At 64.7% G+C, this 17822-nt stretch carries 8 protein-coding genes; 6 read left to right on the top strand and 2 right to left on the bottom strand.

The genetic code is table 11. The features are described from left to right. Window positions 1-251 precede the first annotated feature (251 nt). Window positions 252-1013, bottom strand: coding sequence for a histidine utilization transcriptional repressor HutC (gene hutC, locus NKJ17_RS16630; RefSeq protein ID WP_352506564.1), 762 nt, complete (start codon window positions 1011-1013; stop codon window positions 252-254). Further along, the gene (locus tag NKJ17_RS16625) at window positions 1010-2362 is read right to left on the bottom strand and encodes a formimidoylglutamate deiminase (protein ID WP_352689432.1); all 1353 of its coding nucleotides are present in this window, start codon (window positions 2360-2362) and stop codon (window positions 1010-1012) included. Before NKJ17_RS16625 ends, hutC begins: the two co-directional genes overlap by 4 nt. 98 nt (window positions 2363-2460) lie before the next feature. Between NKJ17_RS16625 and hutI the strand changes: the two genes are divergently transcribed. From hutI to NKJ17_RS16595, 6 genes are all read left to right on the top strand, one after another. Then, window positions 2461-3696, top strand: a complete 1236-nt coding sequence (hutI, locus tag NKJ17_RS16620) for an imidazolonepropionase (protein WP_352689431.1) — start codon at window positions 2461-2463, stop codon at window positions 3694-3696. After that, a complete protein-coding gene (gene hutH / locus NKJ17_RS16615; protein WP_352689430.1) occupies window positions 3693-5228 on the top strand; it encodes a histidine ammonia-lyase in 1536 nt (511 codons plus the stop codon). The genes hutI and hutH overlap by 4 nt, the downstream gene beginning before the upstream one ends. 421 nt (window positions 5229-5649) lie before the next feature. Continuing rightward, window positions 5650-6468, top strand: a complete 819-nt coding sequence (gene hutG, locus NKJ17_RS16610; protein ID WP_352689429.1) for an N-formylglutamate deformylase — start codon at window positions 5650-5652, stop codon at window positions 6466-6468. Window positions 6469-6500: 32 nt separating this feature from the next. After that, window positions 6501-8171: a urocanate hydratase gene (gene hutU / locus NKJ17_RS16605; protein WP_352689428.1), complete on the top strand. Its 1671-nt coding sequence runs from the start codon at window positions 6501-6503 to the stop codon at window positions 8169-8171. Between the two features lie 8 nt (window positions 8172-8179). Beyond that, window positions 8180-8767, top strand: a complete 588-nt coding sequence (locus NKJ17_RS16600) for a HutD/Ves family protein (RefSeq protein ID WP_352689427.1) — start codon at window positions 8180-8182, stop codon at window positions 8765-8767. Window positions 8768-9034: 267 nt separating this feature from the next. Beyond that, a complete protein-coding gene (locus NKJ17_RS16595) occupies window positions 9035-17605 on the top strand; it encodes a glycoside hydrolase family 94 protein (protein WP_352689426.1) in 8571 nt (2856 codons plus the stop codon). Window positions 17606-17822 lie beyond the last annotated feature (217 nt).

Here is a 17822-nt window from a genome sequence, read left to right as displayed (position 1 = left end):
GTGGGGAGGGTGGCCCGCAGAGCCGGGTGGGGTCCGCGGCGACGCGCTCCATCTTTTTCAGTCAGAGGTCGAGGCAGTTGAGGTGGGCCCCCCCCCGGGGGGGGGGGGGGGGGGCGCGCGCCCCCCCCGCGGGGCCGCGGGCGCGGGGGGGGGGCGGCGGCGAGGTTGCTCCGACCCCACCCCGCGTCACAAAATGCCGCCGCGCGGCAATTTGCTCCGCGACCCTCCCCTCAAGGGGGAGGGTTAGGAGCTCACCCCTGCGATGGCGTGAACCTTGCCACGAGAGTGTGGTTCTCTGCCGCATAGGTGAACCGGACATGGGTGACGGGGTGCTCGGCGCTCCATGTCCGCCGCTCGATCACCAGGCAGGGCGCGCCGGTCTCGATGTCGAGCGCCGCCGCGATGTGCTTTTCGGCGGCAACCGCGCGAATGCGATGCTCGGCGGCACTCCACGGCACGCGCCCGATCAGCCACGGACCGGGAGCGGTCTCGAAAAACGCCTCTTCGGCGGCTTCCGGCACGGCAGCCAGGTTGATCAGCCGCTGCTCGTGGGCAAACGGCCGCTTGCCGGCGAAATGCAGGCATTCCAGCGCCAGCACCGGCCCGGCGACGTCGAGTTCCAGCAGGGCTCGGTCGTCGGCGCTGCTGCGCCTTCCGCTTCGCGCCATGCGCTCATAGCGGTAGGGCAAGCCAAGTGCCTCGACCTCGATCCGGATGTCGTGGATTTCGAGAACGGCCGCCTGCGATTGCGGCCGGCGGACAAAGCTGCCCGAACGACGCCGGCGCTCGATCAGCCCGGCCTTGGCCAGTTGCGACAGCGCCTTGTTCACTGTCATGCGCGAACAATTGTATTCGGCCGTCAGTTCATGCTCGAACGGAATGCGGTGGCCGGGCGCCCAGGCACCCGACAGGATCCGTTCGCTGATGTCCGACAGGATGCGCTGGTGCAGCGAAAGAACCTCGCCGCCGTCCGCGCTTCCAGAATCCGCGCTTATTGTCGCGATCATACTCATGCCGAAAGCGCCGTCATCACCTTGCGGAACCGCTCGGCGATAGCATCGCGCCTGGCATGCATGCCGCCGCTGACCAGTTTCTTGCCATGCACCCAGACGCAATCGATCTTGGTGCCGTTGGCAAAAATCCAGGCGTCAAGGATTGTATCGCCCGTCTTGCCGGCCAGCGATGGATGCTTGCCGTCGAGCGAGACGAAATCGGCCGGGGCACCTGCTGCGATCTGCGAGGGGCCGGCGCCCAACGCGGCACTGCCACCATCGAGCGCTGCATCGAACAAAGCACGGCCGGTCGAGCCACCGGCCACCGCCAGCACGTTGCGGGCGCGGTGGGCGAGGCGCTGCGAATATTCGAGCTGCCGCAACTCGTCCGGCAGGCCGATCAGGACGTTTGAATCCGAGCCGATGCCAAAGCGGCCGCCATGCTGCATGAACAAGGACGCGGCAAAGGTGCCGTCGCCGAGATTGGCCTCGGTGATCGGACAAAGGCCGGCAACGGCGCCGCTTTTCGCCATTTGCACCGTCTCTGTGTCGGTCATGTGGGTGGCGTGGATGAGACACCAGCGCCGGTCGACCTTGGCATTGGCAAGCAGCCACTCGACCGGCCGCGCCCCGGACCAGGCAAGGCAGTCCTCGACCTCCTTCATCTGCTCGGCGACGTGGATGTGGATGGGCCCCTCCGGCGCCATCACCGTGATGTTTTCCAGTTCCTCCGGTGTCACGGCACGCAGGCTGTGCGGGGCGACGCCGACAACGCCTTGATTCAAGCTGCGAACGGATTCGCGGCATTTCTCAACAAGCCGCGAGAACTGGTTCACATTGTTGATGAACCGCCGCTGGCCTTCATTTGGCGCAGCGCCGCCGAAAGAGGAATGCGCGTAGAACACCGGCAACAGCGTCAGCCCGATGCCGGTCTCGGACGCTGCGGCAATGATGCGCTCCGCCATCTCGGCGATGTTGGCATAGGGCCGGCCGTCGCGGTCGTGGTGTAAATAGTGAAACTCGCCGACACGCGAGAACCCGGCCTCCAGCATCTCGACATAGAGCTGGGCCGCGACCGCCTCGACCTGGTCCGGCGTCATCGACAGCGCGAAACGGTACATCACCTCGCGCCAGCTCCAGAAACTGTCGGCGGAAGGCCCGCGCAATTCGGCAAGCCCGGCCATGCCGCGCTGGAAGGCGTGGCTGTGCAGGTTCGGCATGCCGGATAGAAGGATGGCCTGGCGCTCGTCGCCAGGCAGGAGCGAGGTATTCGCCTCGACCGTGGCGATCCTGCCGTCGGAGATGACGATCCGTACATTGCTGTGCCAGCCGTCGGGCAGAAGTGCCTGTTCCGCAAAGATTGCCGTCACGTTTTTCTCCAAATCCCGGCCTGCCATGCGATGATAGCGCTTGCAGTGCCTTTTGATATGTATATACATAATGACTCCCGATTGAAACGGAAAAGATGATGGCTGCAGAGAACAAAAGCCGGGCAGGGGAGGTTCGCCTCTGGCGCAATGCGCGCCTCGCGACCATGGCCGATAGCAGCGCCGGGTCAGGCGTCGTCGAGCACGGTGCAATCGCCGTGCGCAATGGCCGGATTGTCTATGCCGGGCCAGAAGCCGACATGCCGGCAGCGCTCCGCGAAAACGCCGAGGCGATCGACTGCGACGGTCGCTGGATAACGCCTGGCCTGATCGACTGCCACACTCATCTGGTCCATGCCGGCAACCGTGCCAATGAATTCGAGATGCGGCTGGCCGGCGCCACCTATGAGGAGGTTGCCAAGGCCGGCGGCGGCATCGTTTCCTCGGTTAAGGCACTGCGCGCGGCCAGCGAGGACGAGCTGGTCGCCCAGTCGCTGCCGCGCCTCGATGCGCTGATCGCCGAAGGCGTCACCACAGTCGAGATCAAATCCGGCTACGGTCTCGACCTCGAAAACGAGAAGAAGTCGTTGCGCGCCGCGCGACGGCTGGGCGGTGAGCGGCCGGTGACGGTCAGGACCACTTTCCTCGGCGCCCATGCGCTGCCGCCCGAAGCAAAAGGCGACAAGGATGCCTTTATCGATCTTGTCGCCAACGAGATTTTGCCGGCCATCGCTGCCGAGGGCCTGGCCGATGCCGTCGACGGTTTTTGCGAAGGCATTGCATTTTGGCCGGAGCAGATCGCCCGCGTGTTCGATGCCGCGAAGACGGCGGGCCTGCCGGTCAAGCTCCATGCGGACCAGCTATCCAATCTGCACGGCGCGGAACTTGCGGCGCGCTATGGTGCGCTGTCGGCCGACCACCTCGAATATACCGACGAGGCCGGTGCGGCGGCGATGGCGAAGGCAGGATCCGTGGCGACCATCCTGCCCGGCGCCTACTACTTCATCCGCGAGACCAAGAAGCCGCCGATCGTCCTGTTTCGCCAGCATGGCGTCAGGATGGCCGTTGCCACCGATAACAATCCCGGCACGTCGCCGCTGACCTCGCTGCTGCTGACCATGAACATGGCGGCGACGTTGTTCGGCCTGACGGTCGATGAATGCCTTGCCGGCGTCACGCGCGAGGCTGCCCGCGCGCTCGGGCTGCTTGGACAGACCGGTACGCTGGAGGCCGGAAAATCCGCCGATCTGGCGATCTGGGACGTCGAACGCCCGGCCGAACTCGTCTACCGCATGGGCTTCAACCCGCTGCATGCCCGCATCTGGAGGGGACAATGACCGAACTCAAGCTAAGGCCAGGCAATGCCACGCTGGCCGATTGGCGCGCCATCTATCGCGGCGCCGCACTGAGGCTCGACGATGCCTGCCGGCCGAAGATCAAGGCCAGCGCCGAGGCCGTCGCCAGGATCGTTGCCAAAGGCGAGCCGGTCTATGGCATCAACACCGGCTTCGGCAAGCTGGCCAGTGTTCGCATCCCCGCCGCCGACCTCGAGACGCTGCAGCGAAACATCGTATTGTCGCATGCCGCCGGCGTCGGCGAGCCGATGCCCATCGCAATTTGCCGGCTGATGATGGCGCTGAAGCTGGCCAGCCTGGCACAGGGCGCCTCCGGCGTGCGGCCGCGAACCATCGAACTGCTTGAGGCGATGCTGGCCAACGATGTTATTCCCGTGGTGCCGGCGCAAGGCTCGGTTGGCGCTTCCGGCGACCTTGCGCCGCTATCGCACATGACCGCGGTGATGATCGGCGTCGGCGAGTGCTTTACCCCGCATGGCCGCTTTCCCGCCAAGGTCGCCTTCGTTTCGCACGGCCTGGAGCCGGTGATACTGGGCGCCAAGGAAGGCCTGGCGCTGCTCAACGGCACCCAGTTCTCGACCGCGTATGCGCTTGCCGCTTTGTTCGAAGCGGAGGTGCTCTACCAGTCGGCACTGGTCGCCGGCGCGCTGTCGACCGATGCCGCCAAAGGCTCCGACGCTCCGTTCGATCCACGCATCCATCTGCTCCGGAAACATCGCGGCCAGATCGAGACGGCCGAGGCGTTGCGCAATTTGATGGCCGGCAGCGCCATCCGTGAATCGCACCGCGTCGGCGACGAGCGCGTGCAGGATCCGTATTGCCTGCGCTGCCAGCCGCAGGTGATGGGCGCAGCACTCGACGTGCTCCGCAAGGCCGCGGACACGCTCGCCACCGAGGCCAACGGCGTCACCGACAATCCGCTGATCTTTGCCGAGGACGACTCCGCACTTTCGGGTGGCAATTTCCACGCCGAGCCCGTGGCCTTCGCCGCCGACATGATCGCGCTCGCCGTCTGCGAAATCGGCTCGCTGTCGGAGCGGCGCATCGCCATGCTGGTCGACCCGGCGCTGTCGGGCATGCCGGCTTTTCTCACGCCCAAGCCGGGTTTGAATTCCGGTTTCATGATCCCTCAGGTCACCGCCGCGGCACTGGTTTCTGAAAACAAGCAAAAAGCCTATCCGGCCAGCGTCGATTCGATCCCGACCTCGGCCAATCAGGAAGACCATGTCTCGATGGCGGCGCATGGGGCGCGCCGGCTCATCGGCATGGTCGAGAATGCGACGGCCGTCATCGGCATCGAATTGCTGGCCGCCGCACAGGGCTGCGATTTCCATGCGCCTCTGGCCTCGAGCGCGGCACTGGAGGCGGTGCGCCGGCTGGTCAGGGCAGAGGTGCCGCATCTCGACAACGACCGCCATTTCCACCCGGACATGGAGAAGGCCATCGCCATGGTACGCAGCGGCGCGGCGGTGGAAGCGGCAAGCGCGGTGAAGCTGCCGGGCGTGACGTCGTGAAGCCGTCGTCGCTGCGTTACGCCGGCATGGGTCGTGTTCCGTCGCGCCCCCCTCTGTCCTGCCGGACATCTCCCCCTCCAGGGGGGAGATTGGCAGCTTCGGGGACTGCGCCCTTTCTGCACCCTACGAGATTGGCGAAAGTAGAGATGATAGCCAATCTCCCCCCTGGAGGGGGAGATGTCCGGCAGGACAGAGGGGGGCGCTGTCCCGCCAACCTCAGCCCGGCAACACCGAAACTTTCAAGGCCAGAAACAAAAAACCCGCCTCGAGGGCGGGTCGTCGGGCTGAATCAGCACCATAGGCAAATTAGTAGCATAGCTGCCGGCACAAAGCAAGAACAAAATACGTCGCAACCGACAAAAAGCGAGATCGGTGTTCAAAGACGGTCGCAAAGTTGCGTTCTGTCGCGTGGAGACTTCCGATGACTTCACCCTCCTGGCTCACGGTCACCCAAGGCACGGCACCCTTGCTGGTTTCGATCCCGCATACCGGCATCGATCTCGCCGGCCTCGACAGCCGGCTAATCTCGCCCTGGCTCGGCCGCCGTGACGCCGACTGGTGGATCGACAAGCTTTATGACTTCGCAGAAGACCTCGGCGCGACCGTTGTGCATACGGCGATTTCTCGCACCGTCATCGACGTCAACCGCGATCCGTCCGGCGCCTCGCTCTATCCCGGCCAGACGACGACTGGGCTCTGTCCGACCGAGACCTTTGACGGCGATCCACTCTACCGCAAAGGTGAAGAGCCGGGACCGTCTGAGATCGACGGTCGCCGCGAGAAGTTCTTCCTGCCCTATCATGCCGCGCTGCAGGCCGAGGTCGACAGGCTGCACGCTTTGCATGGGAAGATCGTCGTCTATGACTGCCATTCGATCCGTTCGGTGCTGCCGCGCCTATTCGAAGGCAAATTACCGGTCTTCAATCTCGGCACCAACGACGGCAAGAGCGCCGATCCGACGCTGCAGGAGAAAGTCAGGCAGATTCTGGGCGAAACCGGCGAGAGCTTCGTCGTCAATGGCCGCTTCAAGGGCGGCTGGATCACGCGCCATTTCGGCCAGCCGCAAAACGGCGTCCACGCGCTGCAGATGGAGCTGTCCAACCGCGGCTATCTGCGCGAGCCCGAAGGCAAGGGCATGCCCGGCAATTGGCCGGTGCCTTACGATGCCGAATTCGCGGCGCCAATCCGCGTCACGCTGAGAAAGATCCTGGAAACCGCGATCGCCTGGGCCGAGCGCTGACGCGCGGCGCGCTTCATTCGAAAGGGACAATCATGACCGATCCTCGCCACAACATCCGTGAAGTGCGCAGCCCGCGCGGCAGCGAGCTCAACGCCCGCACCTGGCTGACGGAAGCGCCGTTGCGCATGCTGATGAACAATCTCGACCCAGAGGTCGCCGAAAACCCCAACGAGTTGGTCGTCTATGGCGGCATCGGCCGGGCGGCGCGCACCTGGAACGATTTCGACCGCATCGTTGCCTCGCTGAAGACGCTCGGCGACGACGAGACGCTGTTGGTGCAATCCGGCAAGCCGGTCGGCGTGTTCCGCACTCATCCTGACGCCCCGCGCGTGCTGATCGCCAATTCCAACCTGGTGCCGCACTGGGCGACATGGGAGAAATTCAACGAGCTCGATAGAAAGGGCCTGATGATGTACGGCCAGATGACGGCCGGCTCGTGGATCTACATCGGCACGCAGGGCATCGTGCAGGGCACCTATGAGACCTTCGTCGAGGCCGGCCGCCAGCACTATGGCGGCAATCTCAGGGGCAAGTGGATACTGACCGGCGGCCTTGGCGGCATGGGCGGTGCCCAGCCGCTCGCCGCGGTCATGGCCGGCGCCTGCTGCCTGGCCGTCGAATGCGATCCCGACCGCATCGATTTCCGGCTGCGCACCCGTTACGTCGACGAACGCGCCGACACGCTCGACGAGGCTCTGGAAAAGATCGAGCGCTGGACCAAAGCCGGTGAGGCGAAATCGGTCGGCCTCGTCGGCAACACCGCCGACATCCTGCCGGAACTGGTGCGGCGCGGCGTGCGCCCCGACATCGTCACCGACCAGACCTCGGCGCATGACCCGCTCAACGGCTATCTGCCCAAGGGCTGGTCGCTGGCCGAGTGGCGCGAGAAGCGCAGCAGCGACCCGAAGGCCGTCGAAAGAGCTGCCCGCGCGTCGATGCGCGAGCACGTCGAGGCGATGGTGGCGTTCTGGAACGCCGGCGTGCCGACGCTCGATTACGGCAACAACATCCGCCAGGTGGCGAAGGAGGAGGGCTTCGAGAATGCTTTTGCCTTCCCAGGTTTCGTGCCGGCCTATATCCGTCCGCTGTTTTGCCGCGGCATCGGCCCGTTCCGCTGGGCAGCGCTTTCCGGCGACCCCGCGGATATCTACAAGACCGACGCCAAAGTGAGCGAACTCACGCCCGGCAACACCCATCTGCACAATTGGCTCGACATGGCGCGCGAGCGCATCGCCTTCCAGGGCCTGCCGGCGCGCATTTGCTGGGTTGGGCTCGGCGATCGCCATCGGCTCGGCCTCGCCTTCAACGAGATGGTCGCCAGGGGCGAACTGAAGGCACCGGTGGTCATCGGCCGCGATCACCTCGATTCCGGCTCGGTCGCCTCGCCGAACCGCGAGACGGAGGCAATGAAGGACGGCTCGGATGCCGTCTCCGACTGGCCGCTGCTCAACGCCCTGCTCAACACCGCGTCCGGCGCCACCTGGGTGTCGCTGCACCATGGCGGCGGCGTCGGCATGGGCTTTTCGCAGCATGCCGGCATGGTCATCGTCGCCGATGGCACGCCCGAGGCGGCGAAGCGCCTGGAGCGGGTTCTGTGGAACGACCCGGCGACCGGCGTGATGCGCCACGCCGATGCCGGCTATGACATCGCGATCGAGTGCGCCAGGGAGAACCAGCTCAACCTGCCCGGCATTTTGGACTGAGCCGCGCCTTGCGCATCCTTCGGGCAGCCGAATACCGGTCGATGCCGTGGAAGAACGGCGGCGGGGTGACGACGGAGATTGTCGTGTCGCCGCCAGGTGCCGGGCTCGACGATTTCGACTGGCGTGTCTCGATGGCGCTGGTCGAGGGCAGCGGCCCGTTCTCCGGCTTCGATGGCGTCGACCGGACCTTGGCCTTGCTGGAAGGCGAGGGCATGGTCCTCGATATCGCCGGCCGGCCGCCGGTCGAAATCACCAAGGCTTCCGCACCGCTTGCCTTTCCGGGCGACGTGCCGACGCAAGCTACGCTGATCGCCGGCCCGATCATCGACCTCAACGTCATGACCCGCCGCGCCTGGGCGACCCACACGGTCGAGCGCCTGCTGATTTCGGCTCCGACGGAGATCCAGGCCGAGGCCGATGAAACACTTATTCTGTGCGTCGACGGCGAACTCAGCGTGGCCGGCGCGGCGCCCATGCAACTTGGGCCGCTCGACGCGCTGTTGCTCGGGGCGCAAGCGCCGGAACTGCGCCTGGATGCGGTCCGGCCGGCGATGCTGTTCGTGATCCGCATCGACCGCACTGCCGGCAACGATTAACGTCTGTTTCCAAACATGATCGTGACGCCGGCCAAATATCGCGTAAGCTGGTCGCTGCATCACGAAAAAGCCTGAATCTTCCGCCGATCAGAAGCCGAAACGATGCTCATAGTGCTCGCCTGGAAGTTGTCGAGAGACGGCATCTTGTCGTGGTGCGGAAACAAACTTTCGGCCAAGTGTTGCGATGCAACCAATTGCATTTGGACCGGTTTTAGGGACATTGCCGTGGCGGTGACGCCGCACCGCGTCCCCAACACGGAACCTTAGATGAATATCCAGACCAATCTCGCACAGATCGAAAAGACGAGCGCCAGCTTCCCGGCTGTCACCGACGAGCCGATACGCTCCCATTTCCTGCCGGAAGATCGGCTCCGAGCGTTGGGCGCAGCCCTTGCCAATGGCGATGCCAAGGATTTGTTCGGTCTGACGCCTTTCGATTTTCAGGCGCGCATCCGCGACAGCGCCAGGAAGATTCTCGATGTCTACCGTTCCACCAACGCTGCCCAGGCGAGGGGCGAAACGATCACGCCCGCGGCGCAGTGGCTGCTCGACAACAACTACCTGGTCGAGGAGACCATTTTTCAGGTCAAGCGCGACCTGCCGCGCCGCTTCTATCGCCAGTTGCCGACGCTGAAACTGTCGGATGGATCCAGCGTGCCGCGCGCCCTGGCGGTCGCGTGGACCTATGTCGCGCATTCCGACAGTTCCGTCTCGTCGGCCATGTTCAAGGCGATCGTCGAAGGCTTCCAGTCCGTCGAGCCGCTGAAGATTGGCGAATTATGGGCGCTGCCGTCGCTGCTGCGCTTCGTCCTGATCGAGAACCTTCGCCGGATCGCGGTCCGCGTCAATCGCACGCGGGAACTGCGCCAGATCGCCAACGAGGTCGCCGACCGTGTGCTGGCGACGGACGACAGCGCCGACCGGCAGGCGATACTTTCCCACTACAGCGCCCATGCGCAGGACACCACCTTCGCCACCCAGTTGCTCTACCGGCTGCGTGACGGCTCGCAAAATGCCGGCAGGGCGCTGGAATGGCTGGAGGGTGAGCTGGAAAGGACCGGCTCCGACGCCGAGGAGATCATCCTCAGCGAGCACCACACGCTGTCCAGCGGCAACGTGACCACCGGCAACATCATCCGCGGCCTGCGCCTGATCAACGACGTCGACTGGACGGTGTGGTTCGAGGGCGTCAGCCGCATCGACACCTTGCTGCGCGAACGCACCGATTTCGCCGCGCTCGATTTCTTTTCGCGCGACCAATACCGGACTGCGATCGAGGAGCTGGCGCGCCGTTCCGATCTCTCCGAATTTCGCGTTGCCGAAAGGGCGATCGAGCTCGCCGGCCATGCTGCCGATGCACCGGGCTCCGAAAGCGGCCCGATCGCTCACACCGACGTCGGCTTCTTTCTGGTCGGCCCGCGCCGGCAGGAGCTCGAGCGATCGATCGGCTACCGGCCGACCATCGGTAAGACGCTGAACCGGACGTTCCGCAAGACCGGATGGCTGGGCATCGTCGTGCCGGTGTTTGCGCTGACGGTCCTGCTTCTGGTCGTTTCCGGCAATGCGCTTGCCAATCTCGGCCTGTCGGTGCCGTCGATCGTCCTGATGCTGGCCCTGTTCGCGGTGCCGGCCAGCGAAGGCGCGCTCGCATTCTTCAATACCGTCGTCTCGCTGTTTTTGAAACCGACGCGTCTCGTCGGCTATGATTTCAGGCACGGTGTGCCGCCCGAGGCGCGCACGCTGGTGGTGGTGCCGTCGCTGATCGGCTCGCGCGACGATGTCGAGGAGAACATCCGCAACATCGAGGTGCATCACCTCGCCAACACGGCGGGTGAGGTCTATTTCGCGCTGCTTTCCGACTGGCCGGACTCGAAGACCGAGATCGATACGGCGGATGTCGAAATCCTCGAATTCGCACGTGCCGAAATCGCCAGGCTGAACGCCCGCTATCCCTCGGAAGGCGCACCGCGCTTTTATCTGCTGCATCGGCGCCGGCTCTACAACGCGTCGCAAGGCGTCTGGATGGGCTGGGAGCGCAAGCGCGGCAAGCTGCACGAATTGAACCTTCTGCTGCGCGGCGACAGCGACACCACCTTCCTGCCGTTGGAAGTGCCACTGCCGGAGAGCGTCGTCCACGTCATGACCCTGGACGCCGACACCCGCACCACCCGCGACGCCGTCGCCGCGCTGGCCGGCAAGCTTTGCCACCCGCTCAACCGTCCGCATTTCGATGTCGCACGGCGCGAGGTTACTGCAGGTTATTCCATCCTGCAGCCGCGCATCACCGCGTCGCTGACCAGCGGCGACGAGGCATCGTTCTTTCAGCGTGTCTTTTCCGCCAATCGCGGGCTCGATCCGTACGTCTTTGCCGTGTCGGACCTCTACCAGGACATCTTCGGCGACGGTTCCTTCACCGGCAAGGGTCTCTACCATGTCGACGCCTTCGAGGCGGCGCTGAAGGGCCGCATCGAGGAAAACACCATCCTCAGCCATGATCTGCTCGAAGGCGCCCTGGCGCGCTCGGCCTTGGTCACCGACGTCGAACTGGTCGAGGACTATCCGACCCGCTATTCGGTCGATGCGTCGCGCCACCATCGCTGGGCACGCGGCGACTGGCAGCTTCTGGGCTTCATCCTCGGCCCGCGCTCAAACGTGCCGGCGCTGTCGCGCTGGAAGATGGTGGACAATCTGCGCCGCTCGGTGACGCCGATCTTCTGGGTGATGGCCGCGATCGCCGGCTGGACGCTGCTGCCCTTCACGCAGGCGGCGCAATGGCAGGCGCTGCTGATCCTCACGCTGTTCATGGCGCCCACTTTCGACATCGTCAACGCCATCCTGCCGAAGAGCGGCGATCAGACGCCGCGCGGCCATTTCTCGGCACTGGCACGCGACGTTGCCTTCGGTACCGCCCTGGTGGCGCTGAAGATCGTCCTGATGGCGCACCTTGCGTGGATGATGGGCGACGCAATCATCCGCACGCTTTACCGCCTGTTCGTCAGCCGCCAGAACCTGCTCGAATGGCGCACCGCCTCGCAGGCACACAAGGGCAGCGACAACGATCTCGGCTCCTACTACAGCATCATGTACGGCGCCGTGATCATCGGCGTCGTCGGCCTCGCCGTCCCGGTGCTGGCCGATTCCACCGGCGCCTTCGTCGCCTTCTTCTTTGCCTTGTTCTGGATCGGCTCGCCCGCCATCGCCTGCTGGATCAGCCGTTCGGCCGAAACCGAGGACCGCCTGCGCATATCGGCCGCCGACATCCACGCGCTGCGCACCGTGGCGCGGCGTACATGGCACTATTTCGAGACCTTCGTGACGGCCGAGCATCACCATCTGCCGCCGGATAATTTCCAGGAAAGCCCGGCCCCCGTGGTGGCGCCCCGCACCTCGCCGACCAATATCGGCGTCTACCTGCTGTCGGTGATTTCGGCACGCGACTTCGGCTGGATCAGCCTCTCCGACGCCGTCAACCGCATCGACGCGACCATGTCGACCATCGAGAGCATGCCGCGCGATCGCGGTCATCTCTTCAACTGGTACGACACCACGACGTTGAAGCCGCTCTATCCGCTTTACATTTCTGCAGTCGACAGCGGCAATCTCGCCGGCCATCTGGTGGCTGTGGCCGCAGCCTGCGCCGAATGGGCCGAAGCGCCGTCGGTGCATGTGCAGGGCGACTTCGAAGGCATCCTCGATACTGTCACCATCCTCGACGAAAGCCTTGAGGAACTGCCCGACGACCGGCGTCAATTGCGGCCCTTGCGCCAGCGGCTCGCCGACCGTCTCGACGGCATGCGGCGGGCGGTCGAATTGATCAAGGCGCAGCCGGAGATGGCGTCCATCCGTACCATCAACCTGGCCGTCCTGGCCGGCGAGATACGCAAGCTCGCGACAGCCATCCACACCGAGGCCGCGTCGACCCAGAGCGACACCATCGCCGATTGGGCGGCCAGGCTCGAAGCCACCTGCGAGGCGCATGTGCACGACGCGCACAGCGACGAAAACGCCGTCGCGGCGTTGCGGGCCAAGCTTCTGACGTTGCGCGAGCGCACGCGCCGTTTCGCCTTCGAGATGGATTTCTCGTTCCTGATGCGGCCCGAACGCAAGCTCCTGTCGATCGGTTACCGGGTCGAGGAGCATCAGCTCGACGAAAGCTGCTACGATCTTTTGGCCTCCGAGGCGCGGCTGACCAGCCTGTTCGCCATCGCCAAGGGCGATTTGCCGACCGAGCACTGGTTCCGGCTCGGCCGGCCGATCGTCGAGATCGGCTTCCAGGGCGCACTGATGTCCTGGTCCGGCTCGATGTTCGAATATCTGATGCCGCCCCTGGTGATGAAGGAGCCGCAAGGCAGCATTCTCAACCAGACCAGCAAGCTCATCATCAAGCGCCAGATCCAGTATGGCCGTTCGAAGAACGTTCCCTGGGGGATTTCGGAAGCGGCCTACAACGCCCGCGACCGTGAACTGACCTATCAGTACACCAATTTCGGCGTGCCCGGGCTCGGCCTGAAGCGCGGCCTTGGCCAAAATACGGTAATCGCGCCTTACGCGACCGTGCTGGCAGCGCAGTTCACGCCGCATGAATCCGTGCAGAACCTGGCCAGGCTGAGGCGGTTGGGCGCGCTGGGCCGGCACGGTTTCTACGACGCGGTGGATTTCACGCCGCAACGCGTCCCCGAGGGCACCGACCACGCCGTCGTGCTCAACTACATGGCCCACCACTCCGGCATGTCGATTGCCGCAGTTGCCGATGCGATCTTCGAAGGGCGCCTGCGCGACCGCTTCCACAGCGATCCGGTGATCGAGTCGGCCGAATTGCTGCTGCAGGAAAGGGCGCCGCGCGACATCCCGACTGCGACCGTCAGGACCGAGGCCGACGAGCGCTCGAAGGACGAGACCGAGCTGGAAAGCCCGGACACCCGCATCGTGCTCGATCCGCTCAGGGCGCTGCGCTCGACCAGTGTCATGTCCAATGGCCGCTACTCGGTCATGGTCACCGCCACCGGCTCCGGCTACAGCCGCTGGGGTGACCTTGCCGTCACGCGCTGGCAGCCGGATCCGACCGAGGACCGCCTTGGTTCCTATATTTTCCTGCGCGACGCCAGCAACGGCGACTGGTGGTCGGCCACCGCCGAGCCGAAGCGCGCCGCCGGCGAGCGGGCGCAGACGCTGTTTTCTGACGACAAGGCGAGCTTCGTCAAATCGGTTGGATCGCTGCGTTCGGAAGTCGAGTGCATCGTCATCTCGGAAGGCAATGGTGAGGGCCGACGGGTGACGCTCCACAATGATGGCCCCGCCGACCGGCATATCGAAGTAACCTCGTTTGCCGAACTGGTGCTGGGCTCCGAGCCCTCCGATAATGCCCATCCGGCTTTTTCGAAGATGTTCGTGGAAACCGAGATCGCGCCGAACAACGGCGCGATCTTCGCCACCAGGCGCAAGCGCGAAAAGGATGAACCCGACGTCACCATGGTGCACTTCGTCACCGACCCGTCTGGATCGGCGCGCGACGCCGAGGCGGAAACCGACAGGCGCGCCTTCATCGGCCGTGGCCGCACTATCACCGAGGCGGCTGCCTTTGATCCCAGCGCCAAGCTTGGCGGCCATTCCGGCTTCACCCTGGATCCGATCGCCTCGCTTCGCCGGCAGGTGCGCGTGCCGGCCAACAAGAAGATTTCGCTGACCTTCTGGACCGTCGTCGGTACCCATCGCGCCGAATTGGATGCCGCCATCGCCCGGCTCGACCATCCCGAAAGCTTCGCCCGCCAGGCGATGCTCGCCTGGACGCGCTCGCAGGTTCAGACCCGGCACCTTGGCCTCAGCCTGTCCGACGCCGCCAATGTGCAGAAGCTGGCGCGCTATCTGATCTATCCCGACCCGTTCCTGCGCCTTCCCGGCGAATCCATCGTCTCCGGGCTCGGCAGGCAGTCCAGCCTGTGGCCGACCAGCATATCCGGCGATTTTCCGATTTTCCTGGTCAGGATCGCCGATGTCGCCGATCTGGAGATCGTCGCCCAGGCGCTTCGCTTCCAGGAATACATGCGCGCTCGCGGCATGATGATCGATTTTGTCGTCGTCAACGAGCAGGCGTCATCCTACGTGCAGGACCTGCAGCGCGCGGTGGAGACGCTGTGCGAAAACAGCCGGTTGCGCGGCAAGGAACTCGGACCCCGCCAGCACATCTTCGCGGTGCGACGCGATCTGATGGAGGAAACGACCTACAGGACCTTGCTCGCCGTCGCTCGGGTGGTGCTGCATACGCGCAACGGCACCATCTTCGACCAGATCGAGCGCGCCGAGGCCGCGGCACTGCAGGCGCGGGACGCCGCCCTCCAGCCGGCAGACCTTGCAGCGCTTCGCGAGCCGTCCTTGCCGGTGCCGACGTCGCAAGCATCTGCCGCCCAGGCACTGATCGAGGGCCGCGTCGACGGCAGCGGGCTCGACCAATGGAACGGTTTCGGCGGCTTCGACGGCGACGGACGCCACTACGTCGTGCGTCTTGCCGGCCGGCGCACGACGCCGCAGCCGTGGATCAACGTCATCTCCAACCCATCGTTCGGGTTCCACATTTCGGCTGAAGGCGCTGCCTTCACCTGGAGCCGCAACAGCCGCGACTATCAGTTGACGCCATGGTCGAACGATCCGGTCACCAACCGGCCGGGCGAGGGCATCTATATCTACGATCATGCCAGTGGCAGGGCGTTCTCGCCAATGGCTGCCGTGGTGCGTGATCCGACAATGACCTACGAAACCTGGCACGGGCAGGGTTTTTCGACGTTCCGCTCACAACGCGGGCCGCTGACGATGGACCTGACCCATGTCGTCGATCCCGTCGATCCGGTGAAGATATCGCGGCTGCGCATCCAGAATTCGGGTTCGGTGCCGATGCGGCTGCGCGTCTACGCCTATGCGGAATGGGTTCTTGGCGGCCATCGCTCGCGCACCGCTGCAAGCATCGTTCCGTCGAGGGATGCCGCAACCGGCGCATTGCTGGCGCAAAATCCCTATGGACTCGATTTCGGCGAGCGAATCGCCTTTCTGGCCGCCGACGGTGCGGTGCATTCCGTCACCGCCGACCGCGGCGAATTCATCGGCAGGCAAGGCACGAGCGAGTTTCCGCATGCGGTGCTGAGCGGCGCCGACCTGTCGGGCCGCGTAGAGGCCGGCGACGATCCCTGCGCGGCCATCGCACGCGACATCGACATTGCTGCCGGTGGCGATGTCACGCTGCTCTGGCTGCTCGGCGACGCGGCCTCGCCCAACGAGGCCAGCGCGCTGGTGCAGACCCATCGCTCCAGGGATTTCGATCAGCGGCTGGCCGACAACGAGCGCACATGGCGCGGTTTTCTCGACACCATCCAGGTCGAGACGCCGGACAAAGCCCTCGACGCCATGGTCAATCACTGGCTGCCCTATCAGAGCCTGGCCTGCCGCATCCGTGCCCGCTCTGCGTTCTATCAGGCGAGCGGTGCCTTCGGCTTCCGCGATCAGTTGCAGGACACCTTGGCCTTGCTGGCGCACGACCCCAAGCTGGCGCGCGATCAGATCCTCAACGCGGCGCGGCGGCAATTTCCCGAAGGCGACGTGCAGCATTGGTGGCTGCCGCGCACCGAGGCCGGCGTCCGCACCATGATCTCTGACGACGTGGTCTGGCTGGCCCACGCTACCGCGCGCTACCTGCTGGTGACCGGTGACACCGCGATCCTGAAGGAGCAACTGCCCTTCATCGAGGGGCAGGCGCTGGGCGAAGGCGAGCACGATGCGTTCTTCATCCCGGAAATCTCGAAGAAGACAGCCTCGCTCTACGACCACTGCGCGCGGGCGCTCGATCTTGCTGTCAAGCGCAGCAGCCCGGCCGGGCTGCCGCTGATCCTCGGCGGCGACTGGAACGACGGCATGAACCGCGTCGGCGAGCACGGCAAGGGCGAGAGCGTATGGCTGGGCTGGTTCCTGCTGAAGACGCTGGGCGAATTTGCCGCTGTCGCCAAGGCAGAGCGCGATGCCAAGCGCGTGCAAGCCTGGACGAAGCACGCCGAGGTGCTGAAGCGGGCGCTGGAAAGCACCGCCTGGGATGGCGAGTGGTATCGGCGCGGCAGCTTCGACGACGGCACGCCGCTCGGCTCGCGCAAATCGGACGAGTGCAAGATCGACTCGATCGCCCAGTCCTGGAGCGTGCTTTCGGGCGAGGGCGACCCGGCGCGGTCGACCACGGCAATGGGGCAGGCGATGAAAGCGCTCGTCGACGACGAGCTCAAGATCGTAAAACTGTTCACTCCGCCCTTCTCGAAGACGGAAAAGGACCCGGGCTACATCAAGAGCTATCCGCCGGGGGTCCGTGAAAACGGGGGCCAATACACGCACGCCGCGACATGGTTCGTTATTGCGCTCGCCGAGATGGGTCGCACCGACGATGCCTACCGCTGCCTTTCGATGCTAAATCCGGTCAACCATGCGCGCGATGAAGCCGCGGCAGAGCGCTACCGCGTGGAACCTTATGTCGTCGCGGCCGATGTTTATTCCGGGCAAGACAAGGGCGGCCGCGGCGGCTGGACCTGGTATACCGGGTCGGCGGGCTGGCTTTATCGTGCTGCGGTCGAGAGCATTCTCGGCATAGAGCGCCGCGGACAGCGCATTCAATTCACGCCGAGACTTCCCAGCCATTGGGGCGGCTATTCGGCAACCCTGAAGATGCTGGGCGCCGAGATCAAGGTACGCGTCGTCCGCGACAAAAAGGCCCGGGCCATCTCACTTGAAGTGAATGGCACGAAGACCAAATCTTCGTCCTTCGAGCCAAAAGCCGGCGACAATGCCGAGGTGGTCGTTAGAATACCGACCTAGATTCAAGGACTTGGAGCGTCGCTCAGGGTTCCCCAGGGCACGCGCGGGCGCTCCAAGTGCCTCTACCGGTTATATTTGCGTTTGACCTTGCTGAATGCCTGCACACGACTTTAGACGTCGTGCCTGGGGTCTTGCTGATTAAAAATGTGGCAGTGCTTTCCAGTTGCCATGATTTTGCCGCAACGCTGACATTTCACCTTTTATCTCAAACTGTTAG

Origin of the sequence: Mesorhizobium sp. M0208 (genome assembly GCF_040322015.1) — a bacterium.
In the GTDB taxonomy this organism is placed as follows: Bacteria; Pseudomonadota; Alphaproteobacteria; order Rhizobiales; family Rhizobiaceae; genus Mesorhizobium.
Note: the sequence above shows the minus strand (reverse complement) of the source record. Positions and strands in the feature narration are given on the sequence as shown.

Excerpts from the sequence above, each read along its gene's own strand:
- hutH (WP_352689430.1), top strand. The coding sequence starts at position 3,693 with ATGACCGAACTCAAGCTAAGGCCAGGCAATGCCACGCTGGCCGATTGG.
- hutU (WP_352689428.1), top strand. The coding sequence starts at position 6,501 with ATGACCGATCCTCGCCACAACATCCGTGAAGTGCGCAGCCCGCGCGGC.
- hutC (WP_352506564.1), bottom strand. The coding sequence starts at position 1,013 with ATGAGTATGATCGCGACAATAAGCGCGGATTCTGGAAGCGCGGACGGC.
- hutI (WP_352689431.1), top strand. The coding sequence starts at position 2,461 with ATGGCTGCAGAGAACAAAAGCCGGGCAGGGGAGGTTCGCCTCTGGCGC.
- hutG (WP_352689429.1), top strand. The coding sequence starts at position 5,650 with ATGACTTCACCCTCCTGGCTCACGGTCACCCAAGGCACGGCACCCTTG.
- NKJ17_RS16595 (WP_352689426.1), top strand. The coding sequence starts at position 9,035 with ATGAATATCCAGACCAATCTCGCACAGATCGAAAAGACGAGCGCCAGC.